Source organism: Parafrankia sp. BMG5.11 (assembly GCF_004337455.1).
In genome coordinates this window covers 1-23,642 of the sequence record NZ_SJXI01000117.1, presented here as the reverse complement: position 1 = coordinate 23,642, position 23,642 = coordinate 1, and the positions used below count along the sequence as shown (strand labels likewise).

Here is a 23,642-nt window from a genome sequence, read left to right as displayed (position 1 = left end):
ACGACGCAAAAGTGCGAGGAGGCACGGCCACAGACAACGGTCCGTCGGCCCGGTGTGGTGCGGGAGCCGCGAGCGGGAGGTCGGACAGGGTCCCCCCCCGTCGCCGTCCAGCCGGTCGCGCACCCGTGATCCCGAACGCGAGGCCGGACCGGGGCTCTGGAGCTGGGTTCAGAGCTCCGGGGTGAGGGTGGCCAGGAACTCCGTCGTCCGGCGCCGGGAGGCAGCGCGGGCGGCGGGGTCGGTGCCGAGCGGGATGGGCCGGGCCACGAAGTCGGTGACGCCCGCGTCCCGGTAGGCGCGCAGCCGGTCGAGGATGGCGGCCTCGTCCCCGGCGGCCATCACGTCGCCCACGCCGCGGGCGTCGCCGCGCTCGAGCAGCCGCAGGTAGTTCGGTGAGGTCTCGGCGTGACCGAGGGTCTGCTCGGCCAGCTCGCGCGCGGCGTCGACCTCGCTGTTCGGGCACAGTGCCACGGGAACACCGGCGACGACCCGGGGAGCCGGGCGGCCGGCGTCGACCGCGGCCTTCGTGATCCGCGGGACCACGTGGTCACCGACCGCGCGCTCGTCCGCCATCCACAGGACCGTTCCGGTGGCGTTCGCGCCGGCGATGCCCAGCATCACCGGCCCGAGCGCGGCCAACAGGATCGCGGGCGGGGCGCCGTCGGTGACGTCGAGCGGGCTGTGGACCCGGTAGGTGTCGTTCTCGACGTCGATCCGATTCTGGCCGGCGAACGCCGCGTTCAGCACCTCGAGGTAGTCCCGCGTGAGGTGCGCCGGGCGCTCGTAGCGCAGGCCGAACTGCTCCTCGACGATCCAGTGGTGCGACGGCCCGACCCCCAGCGCGAGGCGCCCGCCGCAGATCGCCTGCGTGGACAGCGCCTGCTGCGCCGTCGCCACCGGGTGCCGTGTCTGGAGCGGGACGACCGCCGTGCCCAGCTCGATCCGCTCGGTCGCCTGCCCCATCAGAGCGACGACGGTGAGCGCGTCGAAGGCGCCGGGCACCTGCGGAATCCACATTGAGGTGAAGCCCAGGCTCTCGGCCGCCCTCGCGTCCGCGACGAAGCCAGCCACCCGCTCCCGGGCCGCCCGGTCCCTGTCCGAGCCGATCATCAGACCGATGCGCATGCGTGAGATCCCCTGTGCCGTCGTACCTGCGGTGAGCGGGTTCCGTGCCGGACCTCACCCGCGGAACAGCATCGAACGATACCCAGCCGGATCGGTGTCAGCGGGCCTTACTTGAGGCCGGAACGGACGAAGGCGCCGACGACGTGCCGCTGCAGGAGCAGGTAGATCCCGAAGATGGGCAGGCAGGCGAGGCCGGAGCCCGCCATCAATCCACCCCAGTCAGGGCCTTCCACGCCGACGAACAGGCCGCGCAGGCCGAGCTGGACGACCGAGTCGGCGCGCTGGAGCACCAGCGCCGGCCAGAAGTAGTCGTTCCAGGCGTTGATGAACAGCACGATGCTGAGCGCGGCCAGCGGGGCGCGCAGGTTGGGCACGACGACCGTCCACAGGATCGACCAGGACGACCGCCCGTCCATGCGGGCGGCGTCGAGCAGGTCGCGGGGGAAGCTGGCCATGTGCTGGCGCAGCAGGAGCACGCCGAGCGCGGAGGCGAGGTTCGGGACGATCACGCCGGCGAGCGTGTTCAGCAGGCCCAGGCGGTACAGCAGGGTGTAGTTCGGCAGCATCGTCACCTGGAACGGCACCAGCCACGTCCCGACGAACGCCAGGTAGAGCACGGTCTGGCCGCGGAAGCGCCAGGCGGTGAACGCGTAGGCCGCCAGCAGGCCGACGAGGAGCTGGCCGACGGAGATCAGCGCGGCCACGGCGAACGTGTTGAGGATCAGCCGGCCGATCGGGATGACGTCCCAGACGTGTGTGTAGTTGCCGACGGAGAGCGGCCACGGGAACAGGGAGACGTTGTAGACCTCCTCCGGCCGGCGCAGCGAGGTGGCGTACATCCAGTAGATCGGGAAGATACAGGCGAGGCTCAGCGCGGCGAGGACACCGTGGCCGACGGCGGTGCGCAGCCACACCCGCGCGCCGGTCTCGCCGGCGAGGTCCGCGACGGCGGACGGTTCCCCGCGCGCCGGTGCCGGCGCGGTCGTTTCGGCCACCGCCATGGCGAGCCCCCTTCAGTGATCGTGCCGGCCGTCAGCCGCCTGTCGCGCCTCGCCGACGGCCGGCGGGCGTCAGTTGTCGTGGAAGGTCAGTCGGTCGGAGAGGCGGACGAGCCCGATGGCGACCACCCCGAACGCGACGAAGAACAGCAGTCCGGCGCTGGCCGCGAAGCCGGCGTCGAAGTTCTGGAAGCCCCACTCCCAGAGCAGGTAGTAGACGTTCGTCGTGGCGGAGTCCGGGCCGCCCTGGGTGAGGGTGTCGATCAGCGGGAACGTGAGCTGGCCGGACATCAGCACGGTCATCAGCGCGAGGAACACCAGCGTCGGGGAGAGCAGCGGCAGGGTGATCCACCGGGTGGTCTGCCAGCGCGAGGCCCGGTCGAGCATCGCCGCCGCCGTGTACTCGTCGTCGATGCCCGCCAGGCCGGCGCTGACGACGAGGACGGCGAAGCCGAGCAGGTGCCACCCGGTGATCACGACGATGGCGATCTGCGCCGGCCCCGGCTCGTGGATCCAGTTGATCGGATGTCCGATCAGCCGGTCCACCGCGCCGCTGGTCGGGTCGAGCATCCACTGCCACACCGCGGCGCCCGCCACCGGCGGGACCAGGACCGGCGCGAAGATCATGGCCCGGTAGACGGCGCGGCCGCGGCCGCGGATGGCGGACGTCCACAGGGCGACGACGGTCGGCAGCGCGACGGTGAACAGCAGCAGCGCCAGCGTCATCGCCGCGGTGAGCCACAGGGCGTGCCACAGGTCGGGCAGCTCGAGCAGCCGGCGGTAGTTGTCCAGCCCGACGGGTTCCTTCGGCGTGGTCGGCAGGAGGTTCCAGGAGAAGAACGACAGGTTGACCGCGGCGGCGAGCGGCCGGTACGTCCACACCGCCAGGCAGCCGATCGCGGGCAGCAGGAACAGGTACGGCGGCAGCGCCCGCAGCAGCCGCCGGGCCGGCGACGGCCGCGCCGCCGCGACCGGTACGGCCGTCGCCGACGGCCGGGGCAGCGCGTCGATCTCGACGAAGGCTCCGGTCATCACCCTTCCTCCAGCTCGCTACGGCAGTTCAGTTCGATACGGCAGGTCGGTGCGGACGGCGTCCCGCCCGCCGCGCGGGACCGGCACGGCGGGCGGGACGGGCACACAGGTGGAACAGGCGGAACAGGCGGACGGTCAGGACCGGGGCAGCAGCTTCGCGGCCTGGTTCTGGGCGTCGGTGAGCGTCTTCTGCGGGTCGGCGCCGCTGTAGACGACGCTCTCGACCGCCTCGAGCATCCCGGTGCGGATCTGGACGTAGTTGTTGCCCGGGAAGGACACCCACGGCTTCAGCTTCGCGAGCTGGTCGACGTTCGGCTGGACCAGCGGGTTCTCCGCGGCCCAGGTCTTCAGCCCGTTCGGGTCGTCGAGCAGCCCGGTGCGCAGCGGCAGGTAGCCGATCTTGCTGGTGATCTGCGTGTAGGCCGCGTCGCTGGTCAGGTAGGTGATCAGCTCCCAGGCGGCCCGCTGCTTCGCGGCGTCCTTGGCGAACATGAACAGCGCCGCCCCGGAGTTCGTCGGCACGACCGGCTTGCCGGTGAAGCTCGGCATGACGGTGGCGCGCAGCGTCCACGGCGGCTTGGCGCCGCCGGCGCCCTTGATGAAGGTGCCCTGCGCCGCGCTGGTCTCGACGATCATGCCGATCTCACCGCGGGCGAACGCCGGGTAGGCCTGGTCCTGCGACAGCTTCGGGCTGGCGCCGGAGTTGACCAGGTCCTGCGCCATCTCGACCGCCTGCACCGCGGGCGCCTCGGCGAAGGTGAGCTTGGTGCGGTCCTCGGAGATCACCGAGCCGCCGTTGGAGGCCACCACCGCCTGGTAGCACCAGTCACCGGAGACCTTGGTGAAGCAGTCGATGTAACCGCCGTTCTTGCCGGTCTTCGCCTTGATGGCCAGCGCGGCGGTCTTGAACTCGTCCCAGGTCGTCGGCGGCTTCTCCGGGTCGAGGCCGGCCTGGGTGAACAGGTCGGCGTTGTAGTAGAGCACCGGGGTGGAGAAGACGAACGGCACGCCGTAGGTCTTGCCGTCGACGTCGCCGAGGGTTCGCGCCGTCGGCGCGAACGGGTGGGTGCCGGCGAAGTTCTCCTGGACGGCGTCGCGCCCGACGATGTCGTCGAGCGGCTTCGCGCCGAGCGCGGTCGCGGTGTAGCCGAGGTCGCCGAAGGTGAGCTGGGCGACGTCGGGGGCGTTGCCGGTGGCGATCTGGGCCTGGATGCTGGCGGTCGACGCCGAGCCGTAGCCCTTCAGGGTGGAGGTCTGCGGCTTCTGCGCGGTGACCGAGATGTTCGGGTGGGCCTTCTCGAAGTCGGCGATCAGGCCGTTGAAGGTGTCCGTCCACGGGCCGGGCTGGGCGAGGTTGTAGCTCTCGAAGACGATCGAGACCTTCTGATCCGGCCCGAGCTCGGGCACGACCCCGGCGGTGGACGTTCCGCCCGCGTCGGCGTCGTCGTCGGATCCGCAGGCGGCGAGGGTGAGGGCGAGCGCGGCAGCGCAGGCGGCCGCCACGCCCCGGGCAAAGCGCCGTCGTTTCACGTCGAGCTCCTTTGATGAGTGGTCACGCCGTCGTGGAGTGCCGCGGCCGGCTCGTGGTCGGCCAGCGGGCGCCAGGCGAGCCGCCGGCCACTGTGCCGGTCGAACAGGTGGATGTGGTCGCGCGCCGTGGTGAGCGCGACGGGCTGGCCGGCGGCCAGCCCGAGGGGGCGGGCGCCCCGGAAGTGCACGAGGGCGCCGCCGACCGCGCACTGCGCGGACTCCTCGGCGCCGAGGTTCTCCACCGCCCGCACGACACCGCGCAGCCGCGGCATCCCGCCCGGGCCCGCCGGGCCCTCGGCGGCCATCAGGTGGAGGTGTTCGGGCCGGATCCCGAGGATCACGTCGCGGGCCTCGACGTCCTCGCCGGGCCACAGGTCGACCTCGACGTCGTCGGCGAGCACCCGCACCCGGCCGTCGTGGCACTCCACCCGGGCGGGCAGCAGGTTCATCGGCGGGGAGCCGAGGAAGCCGGCGACGAACACCGAGGCCGGGGTGTCGTAGACCTCGGTCGGCGTGCCGAGCTGCTCGAGGCGCCCGTCGTCGAGCATCGCGATCCGGGTCGCGAGGCTGAGCGCCTCGACCTGGTCGTGGGTGACGTAGAGGACGGTGCTGCCGAGGGTCTCGTGCAGCATCCGGAACTGGGCCCGGGTCGCCTGGCGCAGCTTGGCGTCCAGGTTCGACAGCGGCTCGTCCATCAGGAACGCCCGCGGGTCGCGGATGATCGCCCGGCCGACGGCGACCCGCTGGCGCTGGCCGCCGGAGAGCTCCCGCGGCCGGCGGTCGAGCAGCGGGCCGAGCTCGAGCAGCGCGGCGACCTCCTCGACCCGGCGGCGGACCTCGGCGCGGGGCGTGCGGGCCGCGCGCAGCGGGAAGCCGATGTTGCGGGCCACGGTCAGGTGCGGGTACAGGGCGTAGCTCTGGAAGACCATCGCCAGGTCGCGCCGGGCGGGCGGGGCGTGGGTGATGTCCCGGCCGTCGAGCAGCACCCGGCCGCCGGACGGCGTGATCAGGCCGGCGACGAGCCGCAGCAGGGTGGACTTCCCGCAGCCGCTCGGGCCGAGCAGCACCAGGAACTCGCCGTCGGCGATGTCGAGGCTGACGCCGTCCACGGCGACGACGTCGCCGTATCTCTTCGTCAGCCCGTCGAGCTCGATCCTGCCCACGGTGGTGGCTCCTCCCCGACACAGCACTGACGTTCCGCCGTCCACACGCCTGGGACGGGCCGTCCCGGCAGCGTTTGTGCCGGCCGTCCTCCCTGGTCAGACCCCTTGTCCGGCGGCTGAAGAATATGAGCGGAACGAGTTTTCAGGGAAGGCCCATTGCACATTCGGATGAACCGATTGGCGACATGGATTACCGGCCACACAAAACGACCGCTGGAATAGCGATGGAAATCCTCGGGGTGTATTTCAGATGTCCAGGACGAGACGTCCGCCCAGGCCGCGCGAGACGCAGACCATCATCGTCCGGCCGCCGTCGCGCTCGGCCGGGGTCAGGACGGTGTCACGGTGGTCGACACCGCCCTCGACCACCGGCGTCTCGCAGGTGCCGCATGTACCGTCCCGGCAGGAGGAGGTGACGGCGGCCCCGGCCGCCTCCAGCACCTCCAGGACCGACTGCCCGGGCCCGACCCGCAGCACCCGCCCGCTACGGGCCAGGCGCAGCTCGAAGGCGCCGTCGGTGTCGCGGTGGGCGGGCTCGGCGGGGTGGAACCGCTCGACGTGCAGGGCGCCGGCGGGCCACTGCGCGCAGTGCCCCTCGATGGCCCCGAGCAGACCCTCGGGCCCGCAGCAGTAGACCGCCGTCTCCTCGTGCTCGCCGGAGGCACGCAGGCCATCCAGGACGGGGCCGAGGGGAAGCAGCCCGTGGGTGTCCTGCGGGTGCAGGACGACCCGGTCGCCGTGGCGGGCGAGGTCGTCGGCGAAGGCCATCGCCGCGCGGTGGCGCCCGCCGTAGAGCAGCCGCCACTCGGCGCCGCGCGCGGCGAGCTCGTCGATCATCGGCAGCAGCGGGGTGACGCCGATCCCGCCGGCGACCAGCAGGTAGCGCGGCGCGGCGACCAGGGGGAACGCGTTGCGCGGCTGCCCGACCGGCAGCAGCGCGCCGACACCGACCCGGTCGTGCAGGTGCACCGAACCGCCGCGGCCGGCGGCCTCCCGCAGCACCGCGATCCGCCAGTGGTGGCGATCCGCTGGATCACCGCACAGCGAGTACTGCCGCACCGTCCCCGGCCGCACCGTGACGTCGACATGCGCGCCGGGTGTCCAGGGCGGCAATGCCGCGCCGGTCGGATCGGCCAGATCGAAACAGACGACATCCTCGGCGACGTGGCGGCGGGCGCGGACCGTCAGCGTCAGCGTCTGCCGCTGTTCGGCTCGATCCACGGTGGACGGGGGCGAGGACACAGGCGACCTCCGACGGAAATCCCACTTCGGACCGGGGCCTAGTTCAGGCGATTTCCTGCGACGGTAACGGCGTTTACTGCCGGGCGGACCGGCGCGGGCGCGACCATCGGGATATTCGATCGCCCCCGCTCCCGCACCCAATCGACCTTCTCCTCAGGCGTCTCGGCGGATTCCCAGTCGCCGGCCGCGCTTTCCAGGCTCTCGAGCAGCGTTTCGACCAGCCGGGTGCGCGGCGGACGCCACACGACATGGACGGGCAGGGTCGGAACGGGGTCGACCAGTGGAACCGCCCGCGATCCGGCGATTCCCAGCGCGCGTTCCCGGGACGCGAAGCCGACCACCGGGCGGGTGGTCACCAGCAGCGCGCTCGCCCCCGGGTCGTCGACCTCGGCGACGACCCGCAGCTTGATCCGGGCCCGGTCGGCCGACCGGGAGATCGTGTCGTACAGCGCGGGGCACTGCGCCCGGTGGAACAGCAGGCAGCCCTGCCGTTCCAGCTCGCAGAACGGCACCTGGTCGCGCTCGGCCCACTCGTGGTGCTCGCCGACGACGGCCAGGATGCGGACCCGCAGCACCTCCATCGAGTGCAGGCTCGAGGTCGGCGGCAGGCCGAAGATGAAGCCGACGTCGAGCTCCCCGCTGAGCAGGCTCTTGATCTGCGGCCCGGTCCGCCGCTCCCACAGTCGGGGCTGCAGGCCCGGGTGGGAGTTGTGCAGGCGGGCCAGCGTGGGCGGGAGAATCCGGTGCCCGGCCGGCAGGTTGAACCCGATGTTGATTTTCCCGGCGCGGCCGGCGGCGGTGTCGCGGGTGATTTCGAGGGTGCGGCGCTTCAGCTCGAGGATTCTCTTGGCCTCACCCCGGAAGGCCTGGCCCGCGGGGGTGAGACGGACCTCACGCGAGGTGCGGGCGACCAGTTGCACGCCGACCTCGCGCTCGAGACGGGCGAGATGCTGGCTCAGTGAGGGCTGTGTCAGGTTCAGTCGCCGGGCGGCCCGGCCAAAATGGACTTCTTCGGCAATGGCGAGGAAAGAAACCAGATGTCGAAACTCCACGAACTTCCTCCCTAATCCCCCAATCGGCAAGTATAGCCAGCAGGGGTAACAGGCGATGAAGTCGGAGTAAGGCGCGAGTAATTGTTCGGAATACATGGCGCTGCGGGCGGCCACCACCGAGACGGCACAGAACCTTTCACATTGTAACAATCCGGACCTGAAATGTGTTCTGCACCTCAATTCATGGAATTGCCGTATCGCCGGGACCGAAGTGCGGATCAGCCAGATCAGCCGGGTCGGCCGGTGACCCGCACAGGCAGCGACGACATCCCACGGACGACGATGTTCGGCCGGTACGGCGGCGGATCGGCCAGCAGGGTCATCCCGGTCAGGCGGGTGGCGATGCCCCGCAGCGCCTCACCGACCTCGAGCCGGACCAACGGGGCGCCCAGGCAGTAGTGCAGGCCCATCCCGAGGGCGAGATGGCGGCTCACCCGCGCGCCGCCCGCGTAGCGGTCGACGAGGAACTCGTCAGGCTGGTCGAAGGCGCGGGGGTCACGGTTGGCCGAGCCGAGCATGCAGATGACGGCCTCGCCGGGGGTGAACGTCCGGCCCGCCACGGTCACCTCCGCCCGGGCGGTGCGCGTGGTCACCTGCGCCGGCGCGTCGAACCGCAGGATCTCCTCCACCGCGGGCAGCGCGAGCCCGGGATCGCGCCGCAGCGCGTCGAGCTGCGCGGGGTCGCGCAGCAGCGCGAGCACCCCGTTGCCGATCAGGTTGACGGTGGTCTCGTGCCCGGCGACCACGAGGATCAGCAGGGTGCCGAGCAGCTCGGTCGTGGTGAGCCGGTCACCCTCGGCGTGCACCTGGGCGAGCGCGCTGATCAGATCGTCGCGGGGGTCGGCCCGGCGGGCGGTGACGAGCGCGCCGAAGAACTCGCGGAACTCCTCCACGGCGGCGGTCCGCGCGGCGAGCTCGGCCGGTGAGAGCAGGACGTCGGGGTCGAGCCCGCGCGCGATCCCGGCCGACATCCGGCGCACCGCGGGGTGCTCGGAGACGGGCACCCCGAGCAGCTCGCAGATCATGGTCAGCGGCAGCGGGTAGGCGAGCCCCTCGATCAGGTCCAGCTCCCCCGCCGCCAGGGCGTCGTCGATCAGCCCGTCCACGACCTGGCGGGCCAGCGGGCGGGTCGCCTCGATGGTCCGCGGGGTGAACGCCCGGCTCACCAGGCCGCGCAGCCGGGTGTGGTCCGGCGGCTCCATCCACAGGAACGAGCCGGGCAGCTCGACGTCACTGTCCGGGTGGAGCAGCTCCGACTCCTCGGCGTGGCTCCACACCGGGTCGGCGAGGATGGCGGCGCACTCGGCATGGCCGGGGACGAGCATGGTGCCGGCCAGCGGGCCCGGTAGGAAGGTGCCGGCCCGGCGCAGCGTGCCGTACGCGGGATAGGGGTCATGCCGCCACGCCGGATCGAAGGACTCGATCACGGCCTGCGCGAGCGCAGCCTCCGCGTCGGGCGCGCCGGGCGCGCCCGCGACAGCGTGCGGCGCACTCGTGGCAGCGTGCGGTGTGCTCGTGGCGGGGCCCGTCACGCCGGCCCCGCGGCCGGCTCCGTGCTCGGCCCCGCGGCGGGGCCGGCGACCTCGAACAGCAGGCAGGTGGACGAGCCGTGCGCGACCAGGGCACCGGCCGGGTTGGTGACGCGGGCCTCGACCGTCGCCGTGCGGCGCCCGACGTGGACGGCCGTCGCGACGCAGGTGAGCATGCCGCCGTCCAGCGCGACCGGCCGGATGAAGTTCACCTTCAGCTCCAGCGTCGTGTAAAGCACTCCGGCGGGCAGGCGAGTGTAGACCGCGCTGCCCATCGCGGTGTCCATCAGGGTGCTGATAACCCCGCCGTGCACGGTCATCATCGCGTTCGCCGCGGCCGGCGACGGGGTGAGCGTCCAGGTGGACGAGCCGTCGCCCAGCTCGGCGAGCGTGACGCCGAGGGAGTGGCCGACGCCGATGCCGGCCCGCAGCCCGTGCTCGACGAGATCGGCGAGATCACGCAGGCGCCGGGCCTGATCAGGCGGGTCGGCCGCGACGACGGTGTCGGTGGTGCGGTCCCGGTCCAAGGTTCGGTCCATGGTCGGCGGTCTCCCGGTGCGTCGGTGTCGACCAACGAGTCGTCGCGCTGCATCGTGACCCCGGCCGAGCGCGGATGGCGAGCCCCATTGGCATCTCGTATCGATCCATCAGCGACGCCCGGCAGCCGGCGACCGACGGTCCGCGGCCGGCGGTGGACGGTCAGCTGTCGACGGGGCGCAATCGTCCGATTGGACTCGGCACTGGGCGCTGTCTCCCGGCGCCGCCGTCCTGCATCGTGCGTGCCGCGGAGTGAGTGCACCCGTGCGCGCGGGCGCGGCCGCACGCACCGCGCCGACGTAGGAGTGGGAGAGCCATGGTCGCCGCCGAGGTCACCGCAGGGGTCGCCGCCGAGTCCGCCCCGGTGGAGTTCACCGCGTTCCATCCGACCCACAAGGCCGATCCGTACGCCGTCTACCAGCGGGTGCGGGAGGCCCGGCCGCTGTGCCCGTTCATGCTCGGCGACATCCCGGTGACGGTGCTCACCCGGTACGCCGACTGCGAGGCGGTGCTGCAGAGCGACGACTGGGTGCACGGCTACGACGCCGGCATCAGCCCGTTCCGGGACGGCGCGGCGAGCGCCCCGCGGTCGTTCCTGCGGATGGACCCGCCGGACCACACCCGGCTGCGCGGGCTGGTCAACAAGGCGTTCACGCCGCGGATCGTCAACCAGATGGCACCGGGCATCCAGGCCCTCGCCGACCGGCTGGTGGACGGCGCGCTGGCCACCGGGAGCCTCGACGTCATCAGCGGGTACGCGGCCCTGATCGCGAGCGCGACCCTCGGTCACCTGCTGGGCGTCCCGGACGACGTCGGCGCGTCGCTGCGCGGCTGGGCGCTGGCCATCGCCCGCGGCACCGACCCCGACAACCTGCTCACCGAGGCCGAGCTCGTCGCACGCCGGCAGGCCACCCAGGATTTCCAGGCCTACTTCGAGGAGCTGATCGCGCAGCGCCGGGCGAACCCCACCGACGACCTGATCAGCCGGATGGCCGCGGCCCGCGACCGCGACGACGCGCTCAGCGAGCTCGAGCTGCTCGGCGTCTCGTCGCTGCTCGTCGTGGCAGGGATGGAGACGTCCATCAACTACGTCGGGTCGGCGGTGCTCTCGCTGCTGCGCCACCCCGACCAGCTGGCGCTCCTGCGCGCGCGGCCGGAACTGCTCCCCTCCGCCGTCGAGGAGGTGCTGCGCTACGACCCGCCGACGCAGTTCACCATGCGCACCGCGTGCCGGGAGACCGAGCTCGCCGGGCACACGTTCGACCGCGGCGACGGCGTCCTGCTGGTCAGCGCCGCCGCCGGCCGCGACCCGGCGGCGTTCACCGACCCCGACCGGTTCGACATCACCCGCTACCACGGGCCGCGCCCGGCCCGCCGGCACCTGGGCTTCAGCGTCGGCATCCACTTCTGCCTGGGCGCCCCGCTCGCCCGGATCGAGGCGGCGGCGGCCATCGGGGCGCTCGTCCACCGGACGACCGCGCTGGAGCTGGCCGTCGACGAGTCGGAGCTGGTCTACCTGCCCAGCCTCATCCACCGCGCGCTGGCCACACTCCCGGTGCGGGTGCGCTGAGGCGACGGGCGTCCGCCGCACCGTCCCGTCGGGCCTACTACGATCCGTGGCATACCCACCCCAATGGGCCCACCCCAATGGCCGGTACCTAGCCGGACGGGTCGTTTGTCTTGCCCTCACGCCGGTGTAAGACTGGCGCGGAGGACGTCGAAGGGAGCGGCACAGACCGTGAGTGACCTCGAGGCCAAGGACTTCTTCCGTGACGACGAGCTCGTCGCGGATCCGTACCCGTACCTCGACGCGCTGCGGGGCAAGTGCCCCGTGCAGCGAGAGAATCATCACGGTGTGGTGATGGTGACAGGGTACGAGGAAGCAGTGGAGGTTTTCCACGATTCCGCGGCTTTCTCCTCGTGCGTCTCGGTGACGGGGCCGTTCCCCGGCTTCCCCGTCCCGCTCGAGGGTGACGACGTCACCGAGCTGATCGAGCGGCACCGCGGTGAGCTGCCGATGAGCGACCAGCTCCCCACGCTCGACCCGCCGACCCACACCGCCCACCGCGCGCTGCTGATGCGGCTGATCACCCCGAAGCGCCTCAAGGAGAACGAGGCGCACATGTGGCGGCTCGTCGACCGGATGATCGAGCCGTACCTGGCCGGCGGCGAGGGCGAGTTCATCACCGGCTTCGCCGGGCCGTTCACCCTGCTGGTGATCGCCGACCTGCTGGGCGTGCCCGAGGAGGACCAGGAGGAGTTCCTCGACCGCCTCCAGCGCCAGCCGCAGGAGAGCGGCATCGGCAGCACCGGCGACGACCACATGGCGCACAACCCGCTGGAGTTCCTCTACAGCAAGTTCACCGAGTACATCGAGGACCGCCGGCGCGAGCCGCGCGAGGACGTCCTCACCGGCCTGGCGCAGGCGACGTTCCCCGACGGGTCGACCCCGGAGGTCATCGACGCGGTCCGGGTGGCGGCGAACCTGTTCTCGGCCGGGCAGGAGACCACCGTCCGCCTGCTCTCCTCGGCGCTGAAGATCCTCGCCGAGGACCGCGAGCTCCAGCAGCTGCTGCGGGCCGAGCCGGAGCGCGTCGGGAACTTCATCGAGGAGACGCTGCGGCTGGAGAGCCCGGTCAAGGGCGACTTCCGCCTCTCCCGGGTGCCGACCACCGTCGGCGGCGTCGACCTGCCCGCCGGCACCACCGTCATGGTCGTCAACGGTGCCGCGAACCGCGACCCGCGCCGCTTCGAGAACCCGAGCGTGTTCGACGTCGCCCGCCCGAACGCCCGCCACCACGTGGCGTTCGGCCGCGGTATCCACACCTGCCCCGGAGCCCCGCTCGCCCGCGCCGAGGCCCGCGCGAGCATCGAGCGGCTGCTCGAGCGCACCACGGACATCCGCATCGCCGAGAGCGTGCACGGCCCCGCGGACGACCGCCGGTACAGCTACCTGCCCACCTTCATCCTGCGTGGGCTGACGCACCTCAACCTTGAGTTCACCCTCGCAGAGAGCAAAATCTGATGAAGGTCACCGTTGACGCCGACGGCTGCTGCGGACACTCCACCTGCTGCACGCTGTGCCCCGAAGTCTTCACCCTCAGCGACGACGGCTACGCGGTGGTCGAGGTCGACGAGGTCCCCGCGGAGTTCGAGAAGGCCGTGCGGGAGGCCGTCGCGAACTGCCCCGAACGGGCCATCACGGCGAGTTGACGTCACCGGCCGGCGACCGCGCCCCGCGGCCGCCGGCCGGGCATCGGCAGGCCCGGTGTCCCCGGCTTCACTCGGCGTCGAGCTCGGAGACGCTCAGGGCCCGGCCGGTCAGTGAGATGCCCGGCCGGGCGCGAAGACCGTCGAGGATGACGCCCTGGGCACGCTCGTAGGCGGCCTCGGCCACCTCGCCAGGCATCTTGTGCGGCCCGCGCAGCAGCAGCGAGAACAGGTGGATGACGTCGCCCGTCCCGACGTCCGGGCGCAGTGAGCCCTCCTCCTGCGCCGCGCGCACGAGGCTGTCGATCAGCGAGGTGAGCTCGTCCCGGATCCGGCGGATCGTCGGGTCCGCCCGGACTGCCGCACCGGTCGCGGACAGGAAGAGGTCCGGCAGGCGCCACGTGAGGCGGAGCTCGCGGGAACCACTCAGACTGCGTACCAGGGCGTCCCAGGCGTGTGTCTCCTCGGCCTCGGCGGCGCGGGCCCTGGCGAGCATCGTCGCCAGGCTGTCCTGGACCACTGCCACGATCAGTGCCCCGCGGTCGGGGAAGTGCCGGTACAGCGTGCCCACGCCGACCCCGGCGAGCCGGGCGATCTCCTCCATGGGGAGATAGGGGCCCTCGTCCACGAAAGCCCCCACCGCCACACAGATGATCTTGTCACGATTGCGGCGCGCGTCGGCCCTGAGTCGGGTCGGGGGTACCGCCGTCATCGCTCGCGGCTCCTCTTCTGGACCGTCCTCGACCAACTCTCTCCAGAAATCGGAAGACTACTCTCCGCTCTATTCAGACGTGCGCGGAGATGAGACGCCCCCGCCCCGTCGGATGCCTCGGGCGCACGGTGGCACCCGAAGGCACGGGGTGACAGCCGGGGTCAGGCCGACGCCCGGGTGGCGGTAGGGCCGTCGTCCCACAAGCCCGTCGGAGCCGAGCCGGTACCGGGCGCCGGGCGCCGGGCGGACGGGCGGACGGGCCACCACCGCCGGTCGAGTGAAACGAAATGCCGTCACGAACAGTGTCCCTCCAGCGCCGGGCGGGGGCGTGAACGCGAACCGCACGGCCGGCGTAAACACGCCCGTCACACCCGTGACATAAAAAGGCGGGACGAACTCCGGCGGCGCCGGGCGAGAGCTAACCAGACGGCGTTCTCCCGGCCGGGCACACCACTTCATCTTTGTTTCCGCCGGGGGGCGGCATAGGGATGGGTAGGGGGCGGGCTAGGGGTTCTCCGGGCGACTGCGCTGAACAATCGTCGGTGAAGCGCCATGCGACGCCAACAGCAGTCTGGAGCGGGTGGGCGCCGGGACCGATGTCCCGCCCGTGTCTCGCCCCCGCCTCCGGCCGGTCACTCCAGTGTCAGCGGGCGAGCGGGCGCATCCGGCAACGATGCCGGCGATCGGCACGCCTCGGGCCGACCACCCCCGCGCACCACCTCGGAACCGCCGTTCTACCGCCACGTGCCTATCGGGCGTCGGTGACAGGTACATATGGGAAGAGCTGGAGTTCGCGACGATGAGTTCGGACGGAAACGGCGCGCTCGAATCAGAGACCTCGGCGGTGGCCGTCATCGGCCTTGCCTGCCGGCTACCCAAGGCCGAGAATCCGGGCGCATTCTGGCGCCTTCTGGAGAACGGCGAGAGCGCCATCACTCCGATTCCCGGGACCCGCGCCTCGATCCTGTCCACCGAAGCGCGCCACGATGCCGCCGCGCGCCCGGCGGGATATCTCGACGCGGTGGACACCTTCGATCCGGAGTTCTTCGGTATCTCCCCCCGCGAGGCCGCCGCGATGGACCCGCAGCAACGCCTCGTCCTCGAACTGAGCTGGGAGGCCCTGGAGGATGCCGGAATCGTCCCGGGGACGCTCGCCGGTACCCGGACCGGGGTGTTCCTCGGCACGATCGCCCACGACTACGCGACGCTCACCCACCGGCGCGGCCCGGACGCGATCACCCGGCACACGCTGACCGGGCTGAACCACGGGATCCTCGCGAACCGCGTCTCCTACACGCTCGGCCTGCGCGGCCCGAGCCTCACCGTGGACGCGGCCCAGGCGTCCGCACTGGTCGCCGTGCACCTGGCGCTGACGAGCATCCGGCGCGGGGAGACCGACCTGGCGCTGGTGGGCGGAGTCAACCTCAACCTCACGCCGGAGAGCACGCTCACCGTGGAGCGGTTCGGCGCGCTCTCCCCGGACGGGCGCTGCTTCACCTTCGACGCGCGCGCGAACGGGTACGTGCGTGGCGAGGGCGGCGGAATCGTCGTGCTCAAGCCGCTCGCCGACGCCCTGGCCGACGGCGACCCCGTCACGTGCGTGCTGCGCGGCAGCGCCGTGACAAACGACGGCGCGACGGACGCGCTCACCGTGCCCAGCTCCGACGCGCAGCGAGACGCCGTCCGCCGCGCGTTCGCCGATGCCGGCATCGACCCGGCCGCCGCGCAGTACGTGGAGCTGCACGGCACCGGCACGCCGGTCGGCGATCCGCTCGAGGCCGCGGCGCTCGGCGCGGTGCTCGGCGCGGGACGGCCATCCGAGCAGGCGCTCCTGGTCGGCTCGGCCAAGACGAACGTGGGCCATCTCGAGGGGGCGGCCGGCATCGTCGGACTGCTCAAGACCGCCCTGGCGATCCGCCATCGCCGCATCCCGGCGAGCCTCAACTTCGAGCACCCGAACCCTGACATCCCGCTGGCGGAGCTTCGACTGCGGGTGGCGAGCTCCGCCGGCGCGTGGCCACGGCCCGCCGAGGCCCTGGTCGCCGGAGTCAGCTCGTTCGGCGTCGGGGGGACGAACTGCCACGTGGTGCTGACCGAGGCCCCGCCCGGCGCCGAGCCGCCCGCGCCGGGCGCCGGCGTACCGGACGGGCAGGACACGGGCGCCGTGGACGCTCCGGTGCTGGCCTGGGTGTTGTCCGCGCGCACCCCCCAGGCCCTACGCGACCAGGCCCACCAACTCACCACCCACCTCGACCACCACCCCCACACCGACCCCACCGACCTCGCCCACACCCTCGCCACCACCCGCACCCACTTCCCCCACCGCGCCGTCATCCTCGGCACCACCACCACCGACCTCCACCCCGCACTCACCGCCCTCACCCACAACCAACCCCACCCCGCACTCACCACCACCCCACCCACCAGCAGCACCGGCACCGGCACCGGCACCGGCACCGGCAAAACCGTCTTCGTCTTCCCCGGCCAAGGCACCCAATGGCCCGCCATGGCCCGCGAACTCCTCACCACCAACCCCGTCTTCACCCACCACATCCACGCCTGCGCCGACGCCCTGCACCCCCACACCACCTGGAACCTCCTCGACGTCCTCCACCAAAACCCCAACGCCCCCACCCTCGACCGCGTCGACGTCGTCCAACCCGCCCTCTTCGCCTTCCAGACCGCCCTCACCCACCTGCTGGCCACCCACGACATCCACCCCCACCACCTCACCGGCCACTCCATCGGCGAAATCACCGCCGCCCACACCGCCGGCATCCTCAGCCTCACCGACGCCGCCATCCTCGTCACCACCCGCGCCCAAGCCCTACGCCACCTCGCCGGCACCGGCACCATGATCTCCATCCCCCTCCCCGCCCACCAGGTCAACACGGCCCTGACCGAATGGCGGGGACGGCTCGACATCGCGGCGGCGAACGGTCCCGCGGCCACCGTCGTCTCCGGCGACACCGAGGCCGCCGGGGAGGCGCTCGCCCGGTTCCGCGCGAGCGGCGTCAACGCCAAGCCCATCCCGGTCGACTACGCGTCGCACTCGGCCCACGTGGAGACGCTGCGGGAGACGCTGCTGGAGACGCTCGCCGACATCACGCCGCGCGCCGCCTCGATCCCGTTCTTCTCCACGGTCGCCGGCCACACCGCGGCGGGCGAGCAGCCTTTCGACACCACCGGCCTGACCGCCGACTACTGGTACGACAACCTGCGCGACACCGTCGAGTTCCACCCGGTCATCGCGGCGCTGGCCCGCGCCGGTTACGCGCACTTCGTCGAGGTCAGCCCGCACCCCGTCCTCACCCCCGCCATCGACCACACCGTCGAGCCGGGCGGCGACGACGCCGACGGGACGAACACGCCCGGTGGACCGAACGGAGCGGGCGGACCGAACGGCACGGGCGGGTCCACCGACCAGCGCTCGGTCAGCATCGTCGGGACGCTGCGGCGCGACGACGGCGGCATGCGACGGTTCCTGGACAACCTCGCGATCCACCACACCCAGGCGGCGCCCGCCGACTGGGCCAGGGCGCTGCCTGCCTCGGACCGGCGGCGAACGCTCGACCTGCCCACCTACCCGTTCCAGCGCCGGCGTCTCTGGCTGACGGTCCCCACTGCCCTGGCCGATCTGGCAGCGGCCGGGCTGCGCGGCGCCGACCATCCCCTGCTGGCCGCAACGGTGGAGCTCGCCGGCTCGGACGCGGTGGCGTTGACGGGCCGGGTGTCACTCGCCGAGCAGCCGTGGCTCGCCGACCACGCGGTCGGCGACACGGTGCTGCTTCCCGGCACCGCCCTGCTCGAACTCGCGCTGCATGCCGGGCGGGCAGTCGCCGAAAAGCACCGGCCCGCGGCCGCGGGAGCGGCCGGGGAGGTCGCCGCGGCCGGGGCCCCCGAGATCCTCGAGGAGCTCACCCTCGAGGCCCCGCTGGTGCTGCCGACCGAGGTGGACGTCCAGCTGCAGGTGAGGGTGGATGCGCCGGACGGGACAGGTCGGCGCGGTGTCTCCATCTTCGGCCGGCCGGCCGGCGAGCGCGGCGAGCCGGACGCCCACACCACGGCGCCGTGGACGCGGCACGCGACCGGGGTGCTCGCGCCGGCCGGCGAGGGCACGGTCGACCAGACGTCCCCGCCCGGGGCGGACACGTCATCCCCCGGCCGTGCCCTCGCCGCCCCGACCGTCCCTGCCGCCCAGGCGAACGGCGGGCACGGCACGGCCTGGCCGCCGGCCGACGCCGTCGCCGTCGACCTCGACGACCTGTACGAACGGCTGGCCGATCGCGGCTACGGCTACGGCCCGGCGTTCCGCGGCCTGCGGCGCGTGTGGCGACACGGCGACGATCTGCTGGCCGAGGTCGCGTTGCCGGCCGAGGCCGGACCCCCCGCCGGCTTCACTCTGCATCCGGCGCTGCTCGACGCGGCTCTACACCCGGTCGTCGGTCTCCTGGCGGCGGACCCGGCGGCACCGCCATCGCTGCCGTTCGCCTGGTCCGCCGTGGCGCTGCACACTGTCGGGGCCGACGAGCTGCGGGTACGCATCAGCCCGACCGCACCGGACCGGGTACGCATCGCTGTCTACGACCCGGCCGGCAGGCCGGTGGCGGAGATCGCCACCCTGGCCCTGCGCCCGACAGCGGTGGAACGCCTCGGCGGGACGGCCACCGAGGCGGCGGACGCGCTGTTCTCCGTGCGCTGGCGCACGCTGCCGCCGGTCCCTTCGGCCACACCCGCCGGGGCGGACGCCGGCGTGCGGGCGGCCGGCACGACCGCCGCGGTCCGCTGGGCCCTGGTCGGGCCGGACCCGCTCGATCTGGCCGGTCTCGTCACGGACGGCGACGGGCAGCGCGGCTCCGCCGCCGAGCGGCACCCGGATCTCGCCGTCCTCGCCGCGGCCACCACGACCACCGCCGATACCGATGTCGACGAGGCCGAGACCGCTGCCGCTGCGGGTGCGGGTGCGGGTGCGGGTGCGGACAGCCTCTCCGGCGAGGTGCCGACGGCCGTGGTGGTGACGCTCGTGTCGACGGGCGACACCGAACGGTCGACCGCCGACGGGACGCGGCGGACGACGACCGACGCTCTGGCCCTGCTGCAGTCGTGGCTCGCGACCGAGCCCTTCGCCGGCGAGCGGTTCGCCGACACCCGGCTGGTCCTGGTGACCTCGCGCGCGGTCGGGACCGACGCCGGCGAGCCGGTGGACGACCTCGGTGCGGCCGGGGTGTGGGGGCTGGCGCGCTCGGCGCAGACGGAACATCCCGGCCGAGTCCTGCTGGTCGACCTCGACAACCACCCCGACTCGCGTACCGCGTTCGCCGGGGCCGTCGCAGCGGCACTCGCCGCCGACGAACCGCAGCTCGCCCTGCGCGGCGGGCAGGCGCGCGTGCCGCGGCTGGCCCGACGCGACCGTGGGGAGACGCTCGCCATCCCCGCCGGGTCCGCGGACGGGACGGCCGACGGCACGGCGGCATGGCGACTCGACGTCACCACCCGCGGGACGCTGGACACGCTGGCTCTGGTGCCCTTCCCCGCGGCCGACGCGCCGCTGGCCGCCGGCCAGGTCCGGGTCGCGCTGCGGGCGGTCGGCCTCAACTTCCGCGACGTGCTCATCGCGCTGGGCGTCTACCCGGGCGAGGCCGAGCTCGGCGCCGAGGGGGCGGGCATCGTCGTCGAGACCGGCCCGGAGGTCACCGGCCTCTCCCCCGGCGACCGGGTGATGGGGCTCGTCCCGGGGGTGATCGGCTCACGCGCGGTCGTCGACCGCCGGCTGCTCACCCGGATCCCGCCCGGCTGGTCGTTCGCGCAGGCGGCGGGCGCGCCGGTCGCCTACCTGACCGCCGCGTACGGCCTGCTCGACCTCGGCGGCCTGCGCAGCGGCGACAGGGTGCTCATCCACGCGGCGACCGGTGGCGTCGGCACGGCCGCGGTCGCGCTCGCGCGTCACCTCGGAGCCGAGGTCTACGCCACGGCGAGCCCGGCCAAGTGGGGTGTGCTGGTCAAGGCGGGCGTCGCCCCGGCCCGGGTGGCGAACTCGCGGACGCTGGAGTTCGAGTCCCGGCTGCGGGACGCCACCGGCGGGCGGGGGGTCGACGTCGTACTCAACGCGCTCGCCCACGAGTTCACCGACGCCTCGCTGCGGCTGCTCGCTCCCGGTGGTCGCCTCGTGGAGATGGGCAAGACCGACCTGCGCGACCCCGACGCCGTCGCCGCGGCCCATCCCGGCGTGCGCTACCAGGCGTTCGATCTCCTCACCGTCGACCCGGACCGCATGGCGGAGCTGCTCGCCGAGCTGACCGGGCTGTTCGAGCGGGAGGTGCTGCCGCCGCTGCCCGTGGTGGGGCACGACATCCGGCACGCCCCGACGGCGCTGCGGACACTGCAGGCGGCCCGGCACACCGGGAAGCTGGTTCTCACCGTGTCTGTCGAACGCGACCCGGACGGCACGGTGCTCGTCACCGGTGGGACGGGGACGCTCGGTCGGCTCGCCGCCCGGCACCTGGTCACCCGGCACGGCGTGCGGCACCTGCTGCTCGTCAGCCGGCGCGGGCCGCAGGCTCCGGGAGCGCGGGAACTACTCGCCGAGCTGACCGAGCTCGGCGCGCAGGTCACGGTGATAGCCGCCAACACCGCCCATCCGGCGGGCGTCTCGGCGGTCCTCGCCGCCGTGCCCGACGAGCACCCGCTGACCGCCGTCGTACACACCGCGGGAGTCCTCGACGACGCGGTCCTCACCTCGCTCACACCCGAGCAGGTCGAGACCGCCCTGCGACCGAAGGTGGACGCCGCCTGGCACCTGCACCGGCTCACCGCCGGCCTGGACCTGTCGGCGTTCGTCCTCTACTCGTCGGTCGCGGGCATTCTGGGCAACGCGGGCCAGGGTAACTACGCCGCCGCCAACACGTTCCTGGACGCGCTCGCGCAGCACCGCCAAGCCCGGGGCCTGCCCGCGGTCTGCCTCGCCTGGGGCCTGTGGGCACAGGGACTCGGGACCGCGCCGGCCGCGGACGGGCGGGCCGCGGGCCAGCCCGGCGCAGGCGAGACGGCGACCGGCGGCGGTGGGCTCACCGCGCACCTGCGCAGCACCGACATCGAGCGGCTCGGCCGCGGCGGGCTGGCGCCCCTGGACACCGACACCGGCCTCGCCCTGCTCGACGCCGCGTTCGACGCCCCCGAGGCGCTCCTCGTCCCGGCCCGGATCTCGTCGCGCCGGCTCGCCGCGGGCACGCCCCCGACGATGCTGCGCGAGCTGGTCCGGACACGGCCGCGACGGGCGCCAGCCGGCCGCCCCCGCGCCGGGTCCGCGTCGGAACCGGCGGCGAACGGGTCCGGCGCGGCGCCGGCATCGGCCGGGAACTCGCTGGTCGCCGAGCTGGCGGGCCGTTCCGAAGTCGAGCAGAGCCGCCTGCTGCTGGCCCTGGTCCGCCGGATCGCCGCCGGCATCCTCGGCCACGGCGAGCCGGAGACGATCGAGCCCGACCGCGGCTTCCTCGCGGCCGGATTCGACTCGCTGACCGCGGTGGAGCTGCGCAACCAGCTCGGCACCGCCGCCGGGCTGCGCCTGCCGCCCACCCTGACCTTCGACCACCCGACCCCGCGGGCGCTCGCGGAACACCTGAGGTCCCGGCTGGCGGCCGCGATCGCGGCCGCCAGCCGGGACGCGGAGCCCACGTCCACCGCGGACGGATCATCGGACACCGCGGCCACGACCGCGGGTCTGCTGGCCCAGCTCGACGACCTGGAACGGTCGCTGACCCGCACGCTGGCGGACGACCCGCCGGACGGCCCGGGTCACACCGCCGTCGCCGACCGGCTGACCGCGCTGCTGCGCAGCGTCTCCGGCGACAGCGCCGCCGAGCTGCCCGCCGACCTCACCTCGGCCACCGACGACGAACTGTTCGCGGCGCTCGACGACGAGCTCACCTCGCCCGGCACCTGAAAGCACCGACCGATCCCCGCGCAGACCGCGCAGACCGTACCTGCCGCACCGCCCGCGCCGGCCACCGCCGTCCGGCCGGGCGCGCGCACCGGCACAGCTGCAGGAGGAACGAGGCCACGTGAGCACCAACGAGGACAAGCTGCGGGAATACCTGCGGCGGGCGACGGCCGATCTGCGCACCGCCCGCGCCCGCCTGCGGTCCGCCGAGGACGCGGCCTGTGAACCGATCGCCGTGATCGGGATGAGTTGCCGCTATCCCGGGGGCGTGCGCTCCGCCGAGGAGCTGTGGGATCTCGTCGCCACGGGCACGGACGCGGTCGGCGACCTGCCGACCGACCGCGGCTGGGACCTCGCCGAGCTCTACGACCCGGACCCGGCGCGGCCCGGCACGTCCTACGCCCGGGCGGGCGGCTTCCTGCACGACGCGGCGGACTTCGACGCGGAGTTCTTCGGGATGTCCCCGCGGGAGGCCGCGGCCACCGACCCGCAGCAGCGGCTGCTGCTGGAGACCGCCTGGGAGGCCGTCGAACGCGCCGGCATCGATCCGGTCTCGCTGCGGGGCAGCCGGACGGGTGTGTTCGCCGGGGTGATCACGGCCGACTACGGCCCGGGCCCGGGTGAACCGGCGGCTCGCGGGTACGAGGGTCACCTGCTGATCGGTGGCACCGGCAGCGTGGCGTCCGGGCGCATCTCCTATGTGCTGGGGCTGGAGGGGCCGTCGGTCTCCATCGACACCGCCTGCTCGTCGTCACTGGTCGCCATCCACCTGGCCGGGCAGGCGCTGCGCGGCGGCGAGTGCTCCCTCGCGCTGGCCGGCGGCGTCACGATCATGCCGACGCCGCGCAGCTTCGTCGAGTTCAGCCGGCAGGGTGCGCTGGCCCCGGACGGGCGGTGCAAGCCGTTCGCGGCCACCGCCGACGGGTTCAGCCTCGCCGAGGGGGTGGGGCTGCTGCTGCTGGAGCGGCTTTCGGACGCGCGGGCGAACGGCCATCGGGTGCTGGCTGTGATCCGCGGCAGCGCGGTGAACTCCGACGGCACGAGCAGTCAGCTCACCGCGCCGAACGGGCCGTCGCAGCAGCGGGTGATCCGCGCCGCGCTCAGCGCCGCCCGCCTCACCCCGGACGACGTCGACGCCATCGAGGCCCACGGCACGGGCACCAAACTCGGCGACCCCATCGAGGCCCAGGCCCTGCTCGCCACCTACGGCCAGCACCGCGACCCCGGCCGGCCGCTGCTCATCGGCTCGATCAAGTCGAACCTCGGGCACACCCAGGGCGCCGCGGGCGTCGCCGGGCTGATCACGATGGTGCAGGCGATGACGCACGGGGTGCTCCCGGCGACCCTGCACGTGGACGCGCCGACCCCGCACGTGGACTGGGACTCCGGCGCCGTCCGGGTCCTCACCGAGACCACCCCCTGGCCGGCGGTCGACCGGCCCCGCCGTGCCGGCGTCTCCTCCTTCGGGATCAGCGGCACGAACGCACACCTGATCCTCGAGCAGGCCCCGCCGGAGGCGACCGACGGGCAGGCACCACGGGAGGCCACGAAGCCCGGTGTGCCGTTGGCGTGGGTG

15 protein-coding genes are annotated in these 23,642 nt (G+C 73.3%); 5 read left to right on the top strand and 10 right to left on the bottom strand.

The window, feature by feature from the left end:
* Positions 1-168 precede the first annotated feature (168 nt).
* The 9 genes from E0504_RS45795 to E0504_RS45755 form a co-directional block, all read right to left on the bottom strand.
* Positions 169-1,125 (bottom strand): TIGR03564 family F420-dependent LLM class oxidoreductase, encoded by a 957-nt coding sequence (locus E0504_RS45795; RefSeq protein WP_071063228.1) that lies wholly within the window; start codon positions 1,123-1,125, stop codon positions 169-171.
* A gap of 107 nt (positions 1,126-1,232) precedes the next feature.
* Positions 1,233-2,126 (bottom strand): carbohydrate ABC transporter permease, encoded by an 894-nt coding sequence (locus E0504_RS45790; protein WP_200835266.1) that lies wholly within the window; start codon positions 2,124-2,126, stop codon positions 1,233-1,235.
* Between the two features lie 69 nt (positions 2,127-2,195).
* Positions 2,196-3,155: a carbohydrate ABC transporter permease gene (locus E0504_RS45785; RefSeq protein ID WP_112106134.1), complete on the bottom strand. Its 960-nt coding sequence runs from the start codon at positions 3,153-3,155 to the stop codon at positions 2,196-2,198.
* 135 nt (positions 3,156-3,290) lie between these two features.
* Entirely contained in the window at positions 3,291-4,685 is a 1,395-nt protein-coding gene (locus E0504_RS45780; protein WP_071063232.1) for an ABC transporter substrate-binding protein, read from the bottom strand.
* Positions 4,682-5,848: an ABC transporter ATP-binding protein gene (locus E0504_RS45775; RefSeq protein WP_131627612.1), complete on the bottom strand. Its 1,167-nt coding sequence runs from the start codon at positions 5,846-5,848 to the stop codon at positions 4,682-4,684. The genes E0504_RS45780 and E0504_RS45775 overlap by 4 nt, the downstream gene beginning before the upstream one ends.
* Before the next feature lie 246 nt (positions 5,849-6,094).
* Positions 6,095-7,090 carry a PDR/VanB family oxidoreductase gene (locus E0504_RS45770; protein ID WP_112106132.1) on the bottom strand — a complete coding sequence of 332 codons (996 nt, stop codon included), beginning with the start codon at positions 7,088-7,090 and terminating at the stop codon, positions 6,095-6,097.
* 38 nt (positions 7,091-7,128) lie between these two features.
* Positions 7,129-8,142, bottom strand: coding sequence for a LysR family transcriptional regulator (locus E0504_RS45765; RefSeq protein ID WP_071063235.1), 1,014 nt, complete (start codon positions 8,140-8,142; stop codon positions 7,129-7,131).
* Positions 8,143-8,369: 227 nt separating this feature from the next.
* Positions 8,370-9,674, bottom strand: coding sequence for a cytochrome P450 (locus E0504_RS45760; RefSeq protein ID WP_131627610.1), 1,305 nt, complete (start codon positions 9,672-9,674; stop codon positions 8,370-8,372).
* Positions 9,671-10,210, bottom strand: a complete 540-nt coding sequence (locus E0504_RS45755) for a PaaI family thioesterase (RefSeq protein WP_071063239.1) — start codon at positions 10,208-10,210, stop codon at positions 9,671-9,673. The genes E0504_RS45760 and E0504_RS45755 overlap by 4 nt, the downstream gene beginning before the upstream one ends.
* 314 nt (positions 10,211-10,524) lie before the next feature.
* Between E0504_RS45755 and E0504_RS45750 the strand changes: the two genes are divergently transcribed.
* From E0504_RS45750 to E0504_RS45740, 3 genes are all read left to right on the top strand, one after another.
* A complete protein-coding gene (locus E0504_RS45750; RefSeq protein WP_112106130.1) occupies positions 10,525-11,778 on the top strand; it encodes a cytochrome P450 in 1,254 nt (417 codons plus the stop codon).
* Positions 11,779-11,946: 168 nt separating this feature from the next.
* Complete coding sequence (locus E0504_RS45745) at positions 11,947-13,233, top strand: cytochrome P450 (RefSeq protein ID WP_131627608.1); 1,287 nt, start codon at positions 11,947-11,949, stop codon at positions 13,231-13,233.
* Positions 13,233-13,421, top strand: coding sequence for a ferredoxin (locus tag E0504_RS45740; protein ID WP_020461461.1), 189 nt, complete (start codon positions 13,233-13,235; stop codon positions 13,419-13,421). The genes E0504_RS45745 and E0504_RS45740 overlap by 1 nt, the downstream gene beginning before the upstream one ends.
* Before the next feature lie 67 nt (positions 13,422-13,488).
* Here the strand turns inward: E0504_RS45740 and E0504_RS45735 are convergent, their stop codons facing one another.
* Positions 13,489-14,130, bottom strand: a complete 642-nt coding sequence (locus E0504_RS45735) for a TetR/AcrR family transcriptional regulator (RefSeq protein WP_112106128.1) — start codon at positions 14,128-14,130, stop codon at positions 13,489-13,491.
* 799 nt (positions 14,131-14,929) lie between these two features.
* Between E0504_RS45735 and E0504_RS45720 the strand changes: the two genes are divergently transcribed.
* The gene (locus E0504_RS45720) at positions 14,930-22,069 is read left to right on the top strand and encodes a type I polyketide synthase (protein WP_207974706.1); all 7,140 of its coding nucleotides are present in this window, start codon (positions 14,930-14,932) and stop codon (positions 22,067-22,069) included.
* Positions 22,070-22,187: 118 nt separating this feature from the next.
* Positions 22,188-23,642 (top strand): beta-ketoacyl synthase N-terminal-like domain-containing protein (locus E0504_RS45715; protein ID WP_207974705.1); only part of this gene is annotated, 1,455 nt, incomplete at its 3' end.